This window comes from Virgibacillus salexigens (genome assembly GCF_014905415.1).
Lineage (GTDB): Bacteria > Bacillota > Bacilli > Bacillales > Amphibacillaceae > Virgibacillus > Virgibacillus salexigens.
The window spans coordinates 753,644-771,309 of sequence record NZ_BNEO01000001.1 but is presented as its reverse complement, the minus strand read 5'-3'; the positions used below and the strand labels follow the sequence as shown (position 1 = coordinate 771,309).

Here is a 17,666-nt window from a genome sequence, read left to right as displayed (position 1 = left end):
AGGCATGGTGGAATTCCAAAATGAGAATTCATTTGAAATAAAAGAAAAAATGAATCAATCACAAATTGCTATATTACCAATCGGTGCAGTGGAGGCTCATGGTCCTCACTTACCGCTTGGTACGGATAATTTTCTGGCTGAGCGGTTATCCCAAAAATTGGCGGAACGTGTGAAGGCTTTTGTACTGCCGACATTACCTTATGGTCAGATATGGAGCCTCCGCAACTTTCCGGGAAGTATTAATGTAAGCAACAATTCATTGATCTCCTTTCTCGTTGATATCGGTGAAAGTCTTTATAAACAAGGATTTCGAACATTTGCTATGGTGAATGGGCATTTAGGGAACCAAACAGCATTAAAAGAAGCGGCGCGGGTATTGTACGAATCCTGCCCGGAAATGCGTGTGTTTTATTTCTTTTATCCAGGCATGAACAAGGCGGCAGCTGAAGTCAGAGAGAACAATTCAACCCATAACACTTACTTTCATGCCTGTGAAATCGAAACATCTTACATGCTGTACCTGGCTCCCGAATTCGTTGATATGGACAAGGCGCTTACGGATATTCCAAATATACCAATGCACGCTGATTCCACGCCTACACCTTGGGAGGAGTTTACCGAAACAGCTGTATTAGGAGATGCCAGCCTTGCGACAAAAGAAAAAGGGGAATATATTATCGAAACTGCCTTGGAGAATATGGTTAAGATAATCGAAGCATTCAAAGTGGAGGGGTTATAATGATTCAACAATACTTCAGTGAAATTACTAATTTACTAGCTATTGTCAAAAAAGAAGAACAGGAAGCATTAAATCATGCTGCTAAAAAAGTTGCCGATGTCATTCAAAATGGAGGTATTGTGCATTTATTTGGATGTGGACATTCGCATATCCTAACAGAAGAAGTTTATTATCGAGCAGGGGGATTAGTTCCAATACATCCTATTTTACATGAACCGCTAATGCTTCATGAAGGCGCTGTTCGTTCTTCTATGTTAGAGAGAAAAAATGATTATGCAAAGACATTTATGGAGGAACAGGATATTCGTAAAGGAGACCTTGTAATCGTTATCTCGACATCAGGAAGAAACCCTGTTCCAGTTGATGTGGCTGTTTTGGCTAAAAGCAAAGAGGCCTTTGTTATTGGAATTACCTCCATGGCATATTCATCTAGCCAACCATCACGCCATACAAGTGAACGGCATTTGTTTGATGTAGTGGATCTAGTAATTGATAACCATGCGCCGGTTGGGGATGCACTCTTATCACATGACAAAGTGGAGGTAAACTTTTCTCCTAGCTCCACTGTCATTGGTGCAACCATACTAAATGCCATTTTTGCTGAGTCTATCAAGCAAATGGCAGAAAACGATTATGATCCACCTGTTTTCTTAAGTGGAAATATTGAAGGTGCTGATCAGCATAATCGAATATTGATTGATACGTATAAGCAACGAATACAACTATAAAGGTACCGTTAATAAAATTTCGTAACGTTGATTTCTTTTTATGTATAACCCCCCGCGTGTCGGGGGTTCATTTTCTTATAAATGAGTCTCTATAAATGCTTGAATTAGGGAAATGGTCTTCTCATTCTCATCATTAAATACGCTGTGACTACTGTTTTCAAGTATGTGGAAGGTACTACCAGGGATTCGTTGATGTATTTCTTGACTTTCACTGACAGGGGTTACCCAGTCGTATCTTCCAGCAATAATTAGAGTTGGACAAGTGATGGTATGTAGATCATCTCTAACATCAAAGTTCTTTAAAAATCCACCGAAGCCCTTGTTGAGTGCTTGATATGACCGTTTCACAGACGGTCTGACTTGTTCTTGATTATCGCTTATTTTATGGGAATATAGTGAACTCATCGCTTGATAATATGCTTGTAATTCTTGCTCTGATTGGAAACCTCCTTCCCATAATATATTTGCGTAATATTTCTGTTCTTCATTTCCTTGTTCGTTTATGAATTGTTTTGCTTTCTTTATAAATTGATAAGATGGAGAAGTGGTTGCTAATATAAGGCCATTAAGTGAAGTGCCGTGTTGTAAAGCATATTGCATGGCCACCATCCCACCATAGGAATGGCCTAATATCCAGATGCTTTCGAGTCCAAGATATTCTCGTAATGCCTCGATATCAGCAACATTTTGTGTGAGTGTGTAGGTAGCATTGTCCTCTTCAGCTGAATAGCCACAGCCACGTTGGTCGATATAAACAAGTTGGACTTCTTTGGTTAATGCATCTAAATGTGGTTTGAAATTTGAATGGGATCCGCCAGGTCCACCGTGCAAGACAAATACGACAGGCTTTTCTTTGAACTGTCCGTTTTCTAGTGTTAATTGAGCTCCGTCTACATCGAAATAAAGGGTCGTATCGTTAATATTTGCATACATTTTAAGGCTCCTCTCCGATTTTCCGTTTTCTTGGAAGAATATATATAATTAATAATAGTACACCAATTAATAAGCCGATAAGTGTAATCACAATTAAGATCGGCCATACGTTAACAAAATTCACGCCGACAAGGAAAGCAATGTACCCGACAAGAATAATTGATAAGAACACCATATCCTTCTTATTAATCGTCTTATAAATAAATTGTTTTCCTTTTTCGGTCTCCTCTGTAGAAATCAGGCTAGCTATGATTGTTCCAGCAAGTGAGAAAAGAATGCCGATGATGACAGGGTCGATCGTACTACTAATAATTTGACAATAAATCGTGGCACCAGCTCCAAGTAGTATCCCTGTTGTAGCCCCTTTGGTGTTCGCCCTGCTCCATAATAGCCCCAAGATGATTGGAATGAACGTTGCACCTGCAAATATTTTTTGTGTCAGTAACAATAATTCCATAATAGATGGTGTCCATAGGGCAGCAAAGGTGGATAGAACTCCAATCGTTACTAAGGTCCAACGTGTGATGGAAATGGTATGTTTTTCATTAATCGTTTTTCCTAACCGTTGCTTGTTTTTTTCATAAATATCTCTTGTTACATGAATGCCTGCACCAAGAAGATTCGAGTCGACGGTAGACATACAAGCTCCTAAGATACCCGTTACAATAATGATTCCTATCCATGGGTGAATGACTTCCATTGCTAGTACGGGGAAGATCGTTTCTGCATTACTGATATCAGGAATTAACGCCTTTCCAATCCCCCCTACAAGTGCTAATCCAAACGCCATAAATAATGCTACGAACCAAACCATTAGTAGACTAATACGCTGAATTGTTTTTACGTTTTTCGCCGAATAAACGCGTTGTATTTGCGTTTGACTGATTGTGTTTAAAGGAAGAAAAGTGATGGCCCATGTCATGATCATCATAAATGTTGCACTTTCTGTAAGGCTCATAAAGTTACCACCTAACACTGTTTGCATAACTTCACTACCACTTATGGTTGCGTTCATTAATGTGCTCTCAGGGGAGAGGGCCTGAAGTCCAAATACAATAACAAGGATTAATCCGATAACCATAATAATTGATTGGATCCAATCGGTTAATGCCACCCCCATAAGCCCTCCAAAAGCTGTATACGTAATTGTTACTACAGAAGTAATTAAAATGGCTAATGTCGTATCAATCCCTAAGATAGAATGAAGAATCACTCCTATCCCTAGTATACTTCCTCCTGCTCCGCCAACGAGTGCGACGAGCGAAAATAAGGTGGTAAGAATGGCAACCGAGCTCGAATAACGAAGTGCCATCAAGTCAGGTAGTGTGAAGACTTCAAAGTGCCGGGCTATTTGTCTGATTTTCCCTGATATAAAGAAAAGAACAAAATAGGCTGATCCTGCGGCAACTAATAGCCACATCATCGAAAAACCATCATGATAAACCATTCCACTAAATCCCATATATGTGTTCGCACCTACAACTGTGGAAAAGATTGTACTAAATAGTAATCCTGCATTCATCTTGCCGCCAGCAACGTAGAAGTCTGCTCTAGTTTCCTGTTTTTTAGCCACCAATACACCAACTAGAATCATCGCAATTAAATAGACGATTGGAATAATATAGTAACTGTACCAGACCATTTCGTTCCTCCTTATTTCAAAGTTCTAATCATTTCTATGATCGTCGTTAGAATTATATTACTTGCTTGATTGTAGGTAGAGATAATTGTGGTTAAATTTTACCTATTATTCTTAAATTAAAATTATCTTACTTTTCTTATTTTCATGCTAAACTGATAGGAAGATGTAGTTATGAAGTGAAATTTACTAAAGCATAGGAGATGGATAGAGTGGATGTAAACATCGATAGAATAATGAATCACTTAGATGAAATCGGAAGAATCTCCAGTGGTACAAAAGGCTATACAAGATTGGCATATTCCGAAGAGGAAGATGCAGCTTTACAATGGTTAAAAACGAAGATGGAGGAAAATGGAATACCTACAAAACAGGATAGAGTGGGCAATGTATTTGGGAGAATTGGACAAGCAGACGCTCCTGCATTACTGATGGGTTCTCATTTGGATAGCGTCTTTGAAGGAGGTCTTTATGACGGAGCGCTTGGTGTCGTATTAGGTTTAGAATGTTTATTAAGAATAAAGGAAATGGGAATCAACCTTAACAATCCGATAGAATTAGTTGCATTTCGTGGTGAAGAAGCAAATGTACTCGGAGGAACGTTTGGAAGCAGGGCATTCGCGGGTTTAATAGAAGAAAGTGAAGCTATAAAAGAAAAATTAGAAGGACTATCATTTGATTGGCAGGATGTTGAATCAGTAAGAAACAGAAAAAAATACCTTTCTTATATGGAATTACATATTGAGCAAGGTTCGGTATTAGAAGCTAATGAAAAACAGATCGGTGTCGTTACTTCTATTGCAGGCATTATTCGTTTTCATGTCACCGTAAAAGGAAAAAGCAGCCATTCTGGAACGACTCCGATGGACATGAGAAGAGACGCTTTATTGTATGCTTCGAAGATTATCCAAGAAGTAAACCAGATTGTCTGCAGATTTGGCGGGGACAACGTGGCTACAGTGGGGGAATTAGATGTTCATCCAAATCAAGCAAACGTAGTACCAGGCCTTGTGAATCTTACAGTAGAAATAAGAGGCAGCAAATTAAATGAAATGAAAATGATCGAAGAGGAGATAAAAGCTTATATAAGAAAGCACTTTGAAGCAGAATCGAGGCAGCTTATTGAGAAAGCGCCGAGTGAACTTTCTCGAGATGTACAAAACAAGATAATCGAAGCCTGTAAAAACAATTTCGTTTCATTTATGTCTATACCTAGTGGCGCCAATCATGATGCAAATTCACTCGTGAATAATATGGAAGTGGGCATGGTTTTCGTACCAAGTAAAGATGGGCTGAGTCACCATCCAGAAGAATTCACCTCTGTAGAAGATATTAAAGTAGGATCAGAAATTATGTTAGAAGTGATAGCGAATTTATGTACTGACTAATGATTTGATATAAGTAAGAGACTGTAAGCTATCTATATTACAGTATTTTTATTTGATGGTAAACAAAGTTTTTCTTTTAATATAAAATTATTTAAAATAGATAAATAAATTAAACTATTATTTCTTTTCTATAGGAGTGATTACAATGCCGTATAGTTATGTTTCGTATCTTGATTGCCCAAAATGTGGTGAGACGTATGATGTGAACACAGTCCAGCAGCTTTGTACATGTGGAGCACCACTTCTAGTAAATTATGATCTCGAACAACTAAAAGATAATCTAAAGCCAGATGAATTGAAGGATCGGGAGGATTCCTTATGGAGGTATCATGAACTGCTTCCAGTAGCGAATTGTAAGAATGTCATTTCGCTTGGCGAAGGGATGACCCCGCTTGTTGAAATGTCCAAGCTTGGAAGTGAGCTAGGGATAAAGAACTTGTATATGAAGGATGAAGGGATTATCCCAACTGGCTCGTTTAAAGCTAGGGGAGCGGCAGTTGGTGTGTCGAAAGCAAAAGAATTAGGTGTGACGGAGCTTGCGATGCCTACTAATGGGAATGCTGGTGCAGCATGGGCTTTGTATGCTGCTAGAGCCGGAATAAAGTCAACGATTGCGATGCCGATAGATGCCCCAGAAATTACTCGAAAGGAGACGGCTGTATCAGGTGCTAATCTTTACTTAGTGGATGGTTTAATTAGTGATGCTGGAAAGATCATAGGGAAATATGTGAAAGATAACCAGTTATATGATGTATCTACATTGAAAGAGCCGTACCGAATAGAAGGTAAGAAAACGATGGGATTGGAAATAGCAGAACAGATGGACTGGGAAATTCCTGATGTCATTCTTTACCCGACTGGTGGTGGAGTAGGATTAATAGGTATTTATAAAGCATTAAATGAATTGAAAGAGTTAGGATGGATTAAAGGAAAGTTACCTCGATTAGTAGCAGTTCAAGCAGCAGGCTGTGCTCCGATTGTGAAGGCATGGAAGGAAAATAAAACAGAATCCGATTTTTGGCCGAACTCTCAAACAACTGCATTTGGAATAAATGTACCAAAAGCATTGGGTGATTTCTTAGTTTTGGAGGCTATTTATCAAACTGGCGGATGTGCGATCGCTGTAGAAGATGAAGCAATGCTGGAAGAGCAGGAGAAAATTTCCAGTATGGAGGGTGCTTTTGTGTGTCCCGAAGGTGCAGCAGCCTTTGCTGCTGTGCGTGACCTACGAAATAATGGTTGGTTTCATGATGAAGAGAGCGTCGTCGTTTTAAATACCGGAGCAGGAATAAAATATCCAAATACGGTACAGGTAGAGGTCCCAACGTTAAACAAGGAAGCGAAGATTTGATGTTTTGTATTAGTTAGAGTACTGCCATAAGGAGATGAAATATGTATGTTGGAAATGGAACAATATGTAAACAAGAATCGTCGGGAGTACTTGGATAGTTTATTTACCTTTTTAAGGCAGGAAAGTATTAGTGCCCAAAATATCGGGATGGAAGCATGCTCTGCCATGTTAGTTGAAATGGTAGAAAATATAGGATTAAATACAAGATTAATAGAAACCGATGGTCATCCTGTTGTCTATGGTGAAAAAATAAAAGATCCGAAACTTTTTACATTATTAATCTATGGTCATTATGATGTGCAGCCACCTGATCCAATAGAGGAATGGAATACGCCTCCTTTTGAACCAACTATAAAGGATGGGAAGATTTTCTGTCGTGGAGCGGGGGACAATAAAGGGCAAATAATGGCACAGCTGCTGGCAATTAAAAGTTATCAGGAAGTGATAGGGGAGTTACCAATCAATATTAAGGTTGTAATTGAAGGGGAAGAGGAAAGTGGCAGTCCTAATCTAGCCAGGTTTGTGGAAGAGCATCAAAAATTACTAAAAGCTGACTTAGTGTACACATCAGATGGTCCCATGCATGATAGTGGCGCTCCCTTTGTATTACTTGGAGTAAGAGGAATGCTGTTTATTGAACTTTTAGCTAAAGGTGCAGAGTGGGACAACCATTCGGGTAATAAAGGGAATATCGCTCCAAATCCTGCTTGGAAATTAATCGATTTATTGCAGACCATGAGAGATCAGAATGGCAACGTCCTCATTGAAGGGTTCTATGATGATTTACGTAAACCAACAGAAAACGAATTGGAATTAATATCTACATTGCCATTTGATCCAAAATCGATTGCTGAAAAGATTGGTTATAAAGAATTTGACATGACCAAAGAAGCGTATTATAAAAAACTAACGTTAGAACCTACTTTTAATATAGCTGGTTTTCATAGTGGTTATGGTGGCGAAGGTGCAAAAACGAATATTCCATCTATTGCAAATGTCAAAATAGATTTTCGATTAGTAGTGGATCAAGATCCGGATGATATTTACCGGAAGATTGAAAAGCATGTAAAAAAATATGCTCCAGATGTAGAGGTTATCAGACATGGCTCCATGAAAGCCTCTCGTACACCTGCAGATTCAAAAGAGGTGGCAATTATTAAAAAAGCGGTAGAAAAATCATATCATCAAAAACCAATTTTACAGCCAAGTCTTGGTGGAAGTTTACCAGATTATGTTTGGACGCAACTATTAGGCGTCCCTTCTGTTGTCGTGCCGTATGCCAACTTTGATGAGGCGAATCACTCTCCAAATGAGAATATAAATGTAGAGAATTTTTTTGATGGAATTATGTGTACATGTCATGTTATTCACGAATTAGGAAAGGCGTATGCTTAATTAAATATACAACAAAGTCTTTGAAAAGATTTCCAGGGTTCTTATTTGCATCTTCTTGAATGGTAAATAAGAACTTTTTTGATGCAGAGATAACCTTGCATGATAAAGGGATTACAGTAAAAATGCTTATTTGTCATTCAATTAGAGGAAGATTAAAAATATATTGACTTTTTAAATAGAAGCATGTATTATGTTGAAAAATGTCGAAAAATTACGTTTATCATTTTTTGGCTTTTAATCGAGTTGAAGAGAATGGAGGATATAAATGAAAGATACGCGTAGTTATATTAAACAATACTTAGCAAAAAACAAAGCACTTTTTCAGCGAATTAGTGAATATATCTATCAGCATCCTGAAACAAGATTTGAAGAATATGAATCCTCTAGATTCTTGGCTTCCGAATGTGAGCAAGAAGGATTTATTGTTGAACAAGGAGTAGCTGATATGGAGACTGCTTTTGTTGCAACATACGGGAGCGGCTCGCCAATTATTGGATTCTTAGGTGAATTCGACGCGCTTTCTGGTCTTGGCCAAGAACCAAATGAAACGGAATATAAACCAGTTAAAGTTGATGTAGGCCATGGTTGTGGGCATAATTTGCTTGGTACCGGTTCTTTAGCTGCTGCATTTGCAGTTAAAAGTTACATTGAAGCGAATGGTTTATCTGGTACAGTGAAATTCTTTGGTTGCCCAGGGGAAGAAGGCGGGTCTGGTAAAACATTTATGGTTAGAGAGGGTGTGTTTGATGAGGTAGACGCAGCCTTAACATGGCATCCATCTCCAGCTAACGCAATAATGAGTTTATCGAGTCTTGCTAACTACCAAATAGCATTTAAATTTAAAGGGATCCCATCACACGCAGCTAACTCTCCACATTTAGGAAGAAGTGCATTAGATGCAGTTGAGTTAATGAATGTCGGTGTCAATTATTTGCGTGAGCATATCATACCTGAGGCAAGGCTGCACTATGCCGTGACGAATACAGGGGGAATTTCTCCTAATGTGGTACAGGCTAATGCGGAAGTGTTGTATTTAATTCGTGCCCCTAAAGTTACTCAGGTGGATGAAATTTATCAACGTGTTTGCGAAATCGCTGAAGGTGCAGCTAAAATGACGGGAACAGAGTTGGGAATTGATTTTGATAAAGCTTGTTCTAATTATATTCCCAATCGCAAGCTTGAAAGCCTCCTATATAACCATATGCAGGAGTTAGGAATTGAGCAGCCAACTGATAAGGAGAAGGCATTTGCTGAAAAAATCTGGTCTTCGTTGACAGATGTGGAAAAAGGCGGTTACCTCGAAGTAATAAAAGGATTTGGTTATGGTGGCGATGGCAGTGAATTCGCTGGTAAATATCTCTCCGACTCCATCGCTGAATATGAACCGACGGAAGGAATTCTTCCAGGGTCAACAGATGTTTCGGATGTTAGTTGGGTTGTTCCTACTGCGCAATTAACAGCCTCAACCTCAGCTCTTGGAACACCATTGCATACATGGCAAATGACGAGTCAGGGAATTTCTTCTTATGCTCATAAAGGCATGCTTCGAGCCGCAGGTGCAATGGCATTAACATCTCTTCAGCTTCTGTTAAATCCGGCTGAATTAATTGAAGTGAAGCAAGAATTCCATGCATTTCGAGAAAAACATCCATATCGCTGTCCAATTCCAAACCATGTACAACCTTCCAAACTAGAAGAAGGTTAATAAACAATTAAAAAGATTATCGTTTTTTGAAAGAAATAATGATTTTAAAAGTAAGGAGAGGGGACAGATGAAAACGAGAAAAGGATTTTTTCAGAAATTTTTGAATTATATCGAAATAGTCGGGAATAAATTGCCGGATCCATTTATTTTATTTTCGGTTTTAGCCCTTTTAATTATTATTGCATCTTCTATATTTAGTATGTTTGGTGCATCCGTTATTCATCCGGGTACAGGCGAAGAACTTCAAGTAAAAAACCTGGCGTCTAGTGAAGGTTTGCAATTTATTTTAACATCCATGCTTGAGAATTTTACAGGATTTGCACCCCTTGGTTTAGTCTTAGCGATGATGCTAGGTATTGGTCTCGCAGAAAAAGTTGGAATGCTTGATTATGCCATTAAAAGAACGATTTTAAAATCGCCACCAGCGTTAATTACGTATACCGTAGTGTTTGTTGGTATTCTAGGTAATATCGCTTCAGATGCGGCGATGGTACTCGTTCCGCCGTTAGCTGCTATGGTTTTTAATAAAGTTGGCCGCCACCCTCTTGTAGGTTTAGTTGCTGGTTATGCAGCTGCTGGAGCAGGTTTTACGGCAAACTTATTCATTGCTGGTACGGATGCGCTCTTGTCAGGTATTTCTACAGAAGCTGCGGCGATTATTGATGATAGCGTCGTCGTTACACCCGTCGATAACTGGTACTTCAATATTGTTTCTGTATTTATACTAACCATTGTTGGTGGATTGGTTACCAATAAATTCATTGAACCTAGACTAGGTAAATACAAAGGCGATGCTGTTGAAGCAGACGTTGATGAGGACCCTCCAAAAGCAGGAAAAGCGTTCCGAAATGCGATCATTGCAGCAGTGATCTACTGGGGAATTATTGTCATTGGGATTGCACTTCCAAACAGTCCGCTAAGAAACGAAGAGGGTGGTATCATACCTTCTCCATTTTTAGATGGAATTGTGCCGATTATCTTATTCTTTTTTATAACCATTGGGGTCACGTATGGTATTACCGTTGGCAATATTAAATCCGGTAAGGACATTAGCAAGTACATGGGTGAATCGATGAAAGACATGTCGAGTTATATTGTACTCATCTTTGCTATTGCGCAATTTATTGCGTACTTTAACTGGTCAAATATTGGTACATGGGTAGCTGTCAATGGCGCAGAATTCCTTAAAGACATTGAATTTACCGGTATATGGCTTATTATTGGTTATATTATTTTTACTGCATTAATGAACTTCTTGATTACATCTGGTTCGGCAAAATGGGCACTTGAGGCTCCCGTTTTTGTACCGATGTTCATGCAATTAGGTTATCATCCTGCATTTACCCAAGTGGCATATCGTGTTGCAGACTCCTCAACAAATATTGTCACACCACTGATGCCGTATATGGTTATTGTGTTATCATTTATGCAAAAATACGATAAAAAAGCAGGTATTGGCACATTTATTTCATTAATGCTCCCTTACTCAATCTGTTTCCTTATTACATGGATCATCTTAATTCTTATCTTCTACTTTGTAGGAATCCCGTTTGGTCCAGGGATTACACCTTTTCTTTAATACTTTGTCGTGTAGCGTAATTAAATAGGATTTAATTAAAATGAAAGGGATGATTATAATATGAGTGAACAATTGGTCGAAAAGTTAGTACATTGGCGGCGTGATTTTCATCAATTTCCGGAAGTGGGTTTTTTGGAAATGAGGACGGCTTCAATCGTAGCAACAATTCTTGATGAACTCGGGTTTGAGTTACAAATGGGCCGTGAAGTCATGTCAGAAGCTGAATGTATGGGCAAGCCATCTGCCGAAGTGACAAAGGAACATTATCTCTGGGCGCTTGAAAATGGAGCAAATAAAAATTATATGGAGCACTTTTCAGATGGCTACACAGGAATTGTAGCAACACTGGATACGAAAAAACCAGGGCCGACAATCGCCTTTCGATTTGATATGGATGCGTTGGAAATTAATGAATCAAGCTTAGACAGTCATTATCCGATGAAGGAAGGATTCAAGTCGCAGTTGCCGTATCGGATGCATGCATGTGGACATGATGCTCATACCTCTATTGGACTTGGCTTGGCTACGTTAATTGCAGAGAATAAAGATCACTTAACGGGAAAAATAAAATTGATCTTCCAACCGGCAGAAGAAGGCACACGTGGTGCTAAATCAATGACGGAAGCAAAAGTTGTGGATGATGTTGATTATTTTATTGCTTCGCATATTGGAACAGGGGTGCCGCATCATCATTTTGTAGCAGCTAATAATGGCTTTCTTGCCACAACAAAGCAGAACATATCATTTAGCGGAGTAGCTTCACATGCTGGTGGCCGCCCAGAGGAAGGGAAAAATGCACTGCTGGCAGCAGCGGCGGCAGCATTAAACATACATGCGATTTCCCGTCATTCTGATGGGGTGACTAGAATCAATGTAGGCGAGCTCCACGCAGGGACAGGCAGAAATATTATTGCTGACCAAGCCGATTTAAAAGTGGAAACGCGTGGTGAAAATTCTTCGGTTAATGAATATGTGAAGCAGCAAGTAAAACAGATAGTTGCAGGTGCCGCACAGATGTATGGAGTAGATTATCACATGGAGACAGTCGGCGAAGCTATCAGTTGTATTTCATCAAATGAGTTAGCAAACGTTCTTCATGAATGTGCAGAAGCCAAATCTCTTTTCCAAGCAAGTACAGTAGAGGTAAACGCAGCTGCCGGGTCAGAAGATGCAACCTACTTTATGAAACGTGTTCAAGATAATGGCGGCTTAGCAACGTACTGCATTTTTGGAACCGAGTTAGCTGCTGGCCATCATAATGAAAAATTTGATATTGATGAAAATACTTTACTCCCAGCCGTAGAACTGTTATATGCTTCGATTCTAAGCTTAGAAAAGCATGCACAAATGGTTTAAACCAATTTACAATTAGGAATAACTAAAACGCCATTCCAAAAGAATGGCGTTTTAATCCGGTTCCATATCTTTTTACAGTATAAATTGGTTTAGATGCAAGCGTATCTATGGAAAAATGGTCAGGGAATTTAATGGTAGTGAAAATGATCGGTTTTCGTGAAAAAGCGAACATTAATTTATTTTTTTTGATTAATGTTAAGATTTATTTGCTTAACTTGCATGGATTTGCTATATTATTAGAGTAATAAAAAATTAAATATCATACTCGTATATCCTCAGTAATATGGTCTGAGGGTCTCTACCAGGTTCCCACGGAAAGAACCGGACTACGAGTTAAAGTATAAGATTTGTTCGGCTTTTATGCTATTACTTGATATGTTAAATTGCTATATTTATTGCTGATATATCTTTTCTTTAACTTTTGTAGGTCTGGAAGGTAGAAGTCATTCTATTATTCCGGGCTTTTTTATTGCATCGATTTCGAGTAAATCAAAACAGCGAGGAGAGCGATTTACGATTTATTTCGAGAAAGCAGGACTAATATCAATATAATATTCTATTACACCGAGAGGAGAGACATAATTGAACAGGTCTAATTTAATGGAAAAAATATTTCAATTATCTGCAAATCATACGAATGCAAGAACAGAATTCACTGCAGGATTAACTATTTTCATGACCATGCTTTATGTATTAATTGTTGTACCGGGAATGCTTGAGGGTGCAGGTATACCGAAAGGACCAGTTACAGTAGCTGTTATTCTGATGACGGGTCTAGTAACCATAATAATGGGAGTATACAGTAATCGGCCTTTTGCCTTGGCCCCTGGCCTTGGTTCAGTTGCTTTTCTTTCTGTTACGCTAGTGGTAGCAGAAGGAATACCTTGGCAAGTTGGAATGGGAATGGTATTTATTTCCGGAGTCCTTTTTGTTTTATTTACAATTTTAGGATTAAGACAGCTGATTGTTCGGCTTATACCACCTGCAATTAAACTATCTATCGGTGCAGGAGTAGGATTATTTATTGCACTCATTGGGTTTCGTAATGCAGGATTAGTAACGGCTAGTGAGAGCGCGAATTCTTTGCAGCTTGGAGATATAGGTTCTCCGAACGCAATTTTGGCACTTATCGGATTCTTTATTATGAGTGTATTACTGGCAAGAAATGTTCGGGGTCATCTATTGATTGGAATTATTGCTGTTACCTTAATTGGAATTCCGATGGGGGTTACACAATTGCCTAGTTCTATCTTCTCGCTTCCGGAAAGTGTCGCACCAGTGTTATTCCAATTGGACGTTATGGAAGCGTTGGACGTTTCGTACTTCCCATTTTTGCTTGCTTTTTTTGTACCAGACTTCTTTTCTAGTCTTGGAACAATGCTTGGAGTTGCCGGTAAAGGGAACATGTTAGATAAAAACGGTAATTTACCTCAGATAGATAAACCATTCTCAGTTGATGCGGGTGGCACAGTTTTAGGTTCATTATTTTCAGTTCCTGTGATGACCACCTATGTTGAATCGGCAACTGGTGTTGAGGCTGGAGGACGTACAGGATTAACCGCAGTTTCAACTGGGATTTTATTTTTGCTGACTTTATTTGTTACACCTTTAATCATGATTATTCCAACAGAAGCCACAGCTCCGGCACTAATTCTAGTCGGATTGACAATGCTTTCATCTGTTAGAAACATTAATTTTCAAGATGTGACAGAATCATTACCTGCTTTCATGACAATCGTTATTACCATATTTACCTTTAACTTTGGAAATGGAATTGCTTCTGGGATTATTATATATGTGCTCGTGAAGAGCTTGTCAGGCAGATACAAGGAAGTTCATCCTGGACTATATATTTTACTAATACCACTTATCATTTATTTTATTACATTAGCTGAATGATGAAAAAACCGAAGGGAGAATAATCGTATGTTTTCACGGCAACATATTGTAGCAGCAGCACGTGGTGATGAACGGATGGATACTGTGATTCGAGGAGTTAATCTGGTGAACGTTTTCACGGCAGAGATTTATCCTGCTGATATTGGAATTAAAAAAGACCGTTTTAGTGCAATAGCTCGTTATGAGAATAATAAACCATCCTTTTACATGGAAGGGGATAATGAGGTTGATGCACAAGGCAAATATGCGATACCTGGTTTTATCGATTGTCATGTGCATATTGAAAGCACAATGGTTACACCAGATATGTTTGCGAGAGCAGTACTTCGACATGGCACTACAGTAGCTGTTATTGATCCACATGAAATTGGCAATGTCATGGGTGCTGAAGGGGTAAGCTATATGATAAATGCTAGCAAGGGACTTCCGGTACGAATTCTTACAACAATTCCATCCTGTGTTCCAGCTGTTCCCGGTGTGGAAACAGCTGGGGCAGAATTTGGTCCTGAAGATATTGCAGCATTGTTAGATAATCCTGACGTAGTGGGAATTGCTGAATTAATGGATTATGTAGGTGTTATTAAGCAAAATCCACGAATGGCAGGCATTGTGCAAAAGGGGCTTGATTTTGGTGTACGTAATGAAGGTCATTTGCCAAGGGTTACTGGTCGAGACTTACATGCTTATCTAGCGGCTGGAGTAAACTCTGATCATGAAAGCCGTACAGTAGAAGAAATAGTAGAAAAACTGCGTGCTGGTATGTTGATTTATATTCGGGAATCCAGTGTCAGTCAGTTTGCGGATATAGCGGCAAAGGCATGGGAAATCCTTCCTCACGCTTCTAACATTGCAATGTGCACGGATGATGTAGAACCGAATGATATGTTGAAAAATGGACAAATGAATCGAGTGGTTCGTCGTTGTATTGAAGAAGGAATACCAGCACCACTTGCTATTCGTTATGCCTCGCTAAATGGAGCGATGCGATATGGACTTCATGACCGTGGCGCAATAGCATCCGGATATGTAGCGGATTTTTCTTTGGTAGATTCATTAGAGACAATGCAGATCAATGATGTTTATGTACAAGGGGAACAAATGGTAAAAGATAGAAGAATCATCACGGATATTACCACTCGTACGCCACCGCTTCGTAAAAATACCGTCCGTCTACCGGAACTTAATGAAAAGGATTTTATTATTCATTCACCAGTGGAAAACGGAACGATAACACTAAATACAATGGAGATGACACCAATTGGAACAACGAAAATAGGTTCTTTAGAGATACAGGTTACAGATGGGGAAATACGTCATTTACCTGAAGAATATGTTTTTGCAACTGTAACTGGACGCCATGGTCAAAATCGCAAACCATTTGTAGGTGTTTTAAAAAATTCAGGGATACGCAGTGGTGCATATGCAACGACCGTAGCTCATGACAGTCATAATTTAGTCGTTGCAGGCAAAAATGCTAGAGACATGCTGATGGCGGCAAAACAACTACAGAAATCTGGCGGAGGACTATGCTTAGTGGAAGATGGAAATGTTATGGCTCAAGTAGATCTGCCAATAGCTGGATTAATGGCAGCGGAACCTATCGAGGAACTGTCTCCAAAAGTAGAGAAATTCAATGAGGTGGCTCAGTCTATGGGAGTGAAGGTGGGCAGACGTTCTCCATCAATGGCGCTATCATCCCTGACATTAACCGTTATCCCTGAAATTCGCATAAGTGATCTAGGCTTAGTAGATGTCAACACCCAACAACTAATTCCGTTATTTAGAGAGGAGTGATGGAAGAGGCCGAAGACTCCCTCTTTTTAATCCTATCCATTAATGGAAATATATCTTTGATACTAGAGGATAGTGTTATATGCTATCCTTTTTTTCTCATAGGTGTAGGTGGTTCAATGTTGTTTGATTGGACTTATGATAATGCAGATAATATAGTCGACACTGTAAGTCATATTGGTGAAGATATAGTCAATACAGTCGGTATGCTGTAGAAGGATTGTTTGGAATCTAGGTTCTGTATTCAGCTCGTTAAATAAGAAAAGTTTAGGTGATAAATGCATGAGTAATAAATTAATTCCTTTTTATACGGAATATAAAAATACAGATCAGAATCATACTTTATTTTTAGATCATAAATCTAATCGTGTATATAAGGCTTATCATCAAAGGTCAAATAATTTAATTTATATATTAATGTTTGTATTGGTCTTAGCTGTATTGAGGGCAATACAATACTTTCAATTACCTGTAGGAAATCCTATTCTTTTATTAATTGTTGGTTTTTTAATAAGTATTTTTATTGGCATATATTCCTATAAGAAATTTACTTATGAAGCATTCCAAGAGATATTTATTACGCAAAATACGATAGATAATTATATTCAACGAGGCAAGAAAGTTCTAAAAACGGAATTATGGGTTGTGATTATCATAGGTTTTTTTCAGTAATATTATCCTTTTTTTTGATAACTCAATCTCTTATATTGTTTGTTTTTATAATGGCGTGCTACTAATAAATGCATTAATGTGTAGATTTCCAAAAGAAAGGTTTAAATTATAAATAAGGTGGTTAATTACATACATATAGTATACTAAAATGTGTTGCCCAATCTATACATGAATTTGTCAGACAAGCAGTTACCAAACCAAACCTTTCACTTTATCACAACCTACACCGCCGTTAATATATGCAGAACTTCTTAATTGTAAGAAGGGAACAGCTGCGATGAAGATTGTGAATCGGGGGATTTTACGTGATGAGGGGCGTCTTTGAATATAGTGAAATGGATCAGCCTTGAATACTCTGTCTCGTACTTTACACTCTATCCTAAGAGCCACCAATATAGAAGGTTATAAGCGAAAGAAGATTCAAGAACAGATTCTTGAATCTTCTTTTACGCCATCGGGTATTTACAGGACTGTTCATTACGTATTAATGG

13 protein-coding genes and 1 riboswitch are annotated in these 17,666 nt (G+C 38.6%); of the genes, 11 read left to right on the top strand and 2 right to left on the bottom strand.

Annotation, left to right across the window (positions count from 1 at the left end):
- Positions 1-7: 7 nt before the first annotated feature.
- Together JKP73_RS03495 and JKP73_RS03490 are read left to right on the top strand one after the other, a co-directional pair.
- Positions 8-739, top strand: a complete 732-nt coding sequence (locus JKP73_RS03495) for a creatininase family protein (protein ID WP_031335122.1) — start codon at positions 8-10, stop codon at positions 737-739.
- Positions 739-1,467 carry an SIS domain-containing protein gene (locus tag JKP73_RS03490; protein WP_188944048.1) on the top strand — a complete coding sequence of 243 codons (729 nt, stop codon included), beginning with the start codon at positions 739-741 and terminating at the stop codon, positions 1,465-1,467. Before JKP73_RS03495 ends, JKP73_RS03490 begins: the two co-directional genes overlap by 1 nt.
- Positions 1,468-1,542: 75 nt before the next feature.
- Here the strand turns inward: JKP73_RS03490 and JKP73_RS03485 are convergent, their stop codons facing one another.
- Positions 1,543-2,400, bottom strand: coding sequence for an alpha/beta fold hydrolase (locus tag JKP73_RS03485; RefSeq protein WP_200410933.1), 858 nt, complete (start codon positions 2,398-2,400; stop codon positions 1,543-1,545).
- A 1-nt stretch (position 2,401) separates the two neighbouring features.
- Positions 2,402-4,042: a sodium:solute symporter family protein gene (locus JKP73_RS03480; RefSeq protein WP_200410932.1), complete on the bottom strand. Its 1,641-nt coding sequence runs from the start codon at positions 4,040-4,042 to the stop codon at positions 2,402-2,404.
- Between the two features lie 209 nt (positions 4,043-4,251).
- On the opposite strand from JKP73_RS03480, the gene JKP73_RS03475 reads away from it, so the two are divergent.
- The 9 genes from JKP73_RS03475 to JKP73_RS03435 all read left to right on the top strand — a co-directional run bounded on the left by JKP73_RS03475 (position 4,252) and on the right by JKP73_RS03435 (position 17,175).
- Positions 4,252-5,427, top strand: a complete 1,176-nt coding sequence (locus tag JKP73_RS03475; RefSeq protein ID WP_200410931.1) for a Zn-dependent hydrolase — start codon at positions 4,252-4,254, stop codon at positions 5,425-5,427.
- A 145-nt stretch (positions 5,428-5,572) separates the two neighbouring features.
- On the top strand, positions 5,573-6,778 hold the full coding sequence (locus JKP73_RS03470; protein WP_200410930.1) for a threonine synthase: 1,206 nt from the start codon (positions 5,573-5,575) through the stop codon (positions 6,776-6,778).
- Positions 6,779-6,823: 45 nt separating this feature from the next.
- The gene (locus JKP73_RS03465; RefSeq protein WP_200410929.1) at positions 6,824-8,173 is read left to right on the top strand and encodes a M20/M25/M40 family metallo-hydrolase; all 1,350 of its coding nucleotides are present in this window, start codon (positions 6,824-6,826) and stop codon (positions 8,171-8,173) included.
- A gap of 265 nt (positions 8,174-8,438) precedes the next feature.
- Positions 8,439-9,878, top strand: coding sequence for a M20 family metallopeptidase (locus JKP73_RS03460; protein WP_200410928.1), 1,440 nt, complete (start codon positions 8,439-8,441; stop codon positions 9,876-9,878).
- A 67-nt stretch (positions 9,879-9,945) separates the two neighbouring features.
- Complete coding sequence (locus JKP73_RS03455) at positions 9,946-11,457, top strand: AbgT family transporter (protein WP_200410927.1); 1,512 nt, start codon at positions 9,946-9,948, stop codon at positions 11,455-11,457.
- Positions 11,458-11,517: 60 nt separating this feature from the next.
- The gene (locus tag JKP73_RS03450) at positions 11,518-12,813 is read left to right on the top strand and encodes an amidohydrolase (RefSeq protein WP_200410926.1); all 1,296 of its coding nucleotides are present in this window, start codon (positions 11,518-11,520) and stop codon (positions 12,811-12,813) included.
- Between the two features lie 245 nt (positions 12,814-13,058).
- Positions 13,059-13,162, top strand: a riboswitch (purine riboswitch).
- A 233-nt stretch (positions 13,163-13,395) separates the two neighbouring features.
- Positions 13,396-14,712, top strand: a complete 1,317-nt coding sequence (locus JKP73_RS03445; protein WP_021289568.1) for an NCS2 family permease — start codon at positions 13,396-13,398, stop codon at positions 14,710-14,712.
- Between the two features lie 27 nt (positions 14,713-14,739).
- On the top strand, positions 14,740-16,506 hold the full coding sequence (locus tag JKP73_RS03440) for an adenine deaminase (RefSeq protein WP_200410925.1): 1,767 nt from the start codon (positions 14,740-14,742) through the stop codon (positions 16,504-16,506).
- Between the two features lie 279 nt (positions 16,507-16,785).
- Positions 16,786-17,175, top strand: a complete 390-nt coding sequence (locus JKP73_RS03435) for a hypothetical protein (RefSeq protein WP_200410924.1) — start codon at positions 16,786-16,788, stop codon at positions 17,173-17,175.
- Positions 17,176-17,666 lie beyond the last annotated feature (491 nt).